General features: G+C 43.8%; 2 protein-coding genes. Both read left to right on the top strand.

Annotated features, from left to right (window positions below):
* Positions 1-21 precede the first annotated feature (21 nt).
* Positions 22-759, top strand: coding sequence for a class I SAM-dependent methyltransferase (locus ACZMB2_RS14270; RefSeq protein ID WP_487597206.1), 738 nt, complete (start codon positions 22-24; stop codon positions 757-759).
* Positions 760-763: 4 nt separating this feature from the next.
* On the top strand, positions 764-1,360 hold a 597-nt coding region (locus ACZMB2_RS14275; RefSeq protein WP_487597205.1), incomplete at its 3' end, for an ATP-binding cassette domain-containing protein.

Genomic DNA, 1,360 nt, shown 5'->3' on the forward strand with positions numbered 1-1,360 from the left:
TGATAAAATTGTAAGCAGAATATTACCAGCTTATGGAACAAGGCATACGTGAACTATGATGAATGTTATGCCCATGGTCTGAAAAGCGAAGAAGAAAAACAGGAGTGGCTGAAATTTCTTAAGAAAGTGATTGGAAAACAGCCGTACAGTGTACTGGATGTAGGAGCGGGAACGGGTTTTGTGAGTCTCCTGCTTGCAGAGCTTGGTTATACCTGCAGGGGGATTGACCTGTCGGAAAATATGCTTTCTAAAGCAAAAGAGAAGGCAGAAAAAGCAGGATTTCACAATGTGACATTTGCTATTGGTGATGCAGAAGATACGAAAGAACCGGCAGAACAGTATGACATAGTCATCAACCGCCATCTCGTATGGACCCTGCCGCATCCGGAAAAAGCAATCAAGGAATGGAAGCGGGTATTAAAGCCGGGCGGACGACTGGTGATCATGGAAGGAAACTGGCATTACAATCGTCTGTCAGACCGGATCCAGGTATTCTTTGGTAAATGCCTGATTACGTTGGTGGAGCATAGAAATGCATTTTCCAATGATGGGGATTATGATAAAGACACGAAGGAAGAACTTCCGATGATGAAAAGCAGAAATGCCAAACGACTTTCCCGGATGGTGCAGGATGCGGGAATGAAAGTGACGGTGCTTCCCATGACAGAGGTTGACCGGGCTGAGAAAAAAGCAATGCCCCTGCGATATCGACTGTTGAATCCCCATAAAAGAATCACCGTGATCGGTGTGAAGGAATAGCTTCATGAAGAACATATTAGAAGTAGAAAATCTGGGGATTATCATCGATGGAGAGAAGATTGTCAAAGATATTTCTTTTTTAGTACATGATCAGCATATTACCTGCATTGTGGGCGAAAGCGGAAGCGGAAAAAGTGTTACCATGTCGGCAGTTTTAGGATTGCTTCCGAAGGTGGCCTGTAAAACAAAAGAAAGTAAAATCACATTCCATGGAATGTCCATGTTCTGTATCTATCAGGATCCGATGAATTCCTTTAATTCCTCTGTGAAAGTTGGAAAACAGCTGTATCAGATGGCCAGGGGTTATAAAAAAATGACCAGAGCGGAATTTGACCAGCAAATGGGTAGAATATTGGAGCGAATCAAATTTGAAGATCCGGCGCGGACATTGAATAAATATCCTTTTGAACTTTCCGGGGGGATGCTGCAGCGTCTCATGATTGCCTGTGCAATTCTGGTAACTCCATCGTTGATCATTGCGGATGAACCGACCACCGCTCTGGATGTGAGTATCCAAAAGGAGATTATGCGGGAATTCCGTGCGATCAACAGAGAATATCAGACAGCGATACTGGTTGTAACCCATGATTTTGGAGTGGTA

It is taken from the genome of Hominiventricola sp. (assembly GCF_057604405.1).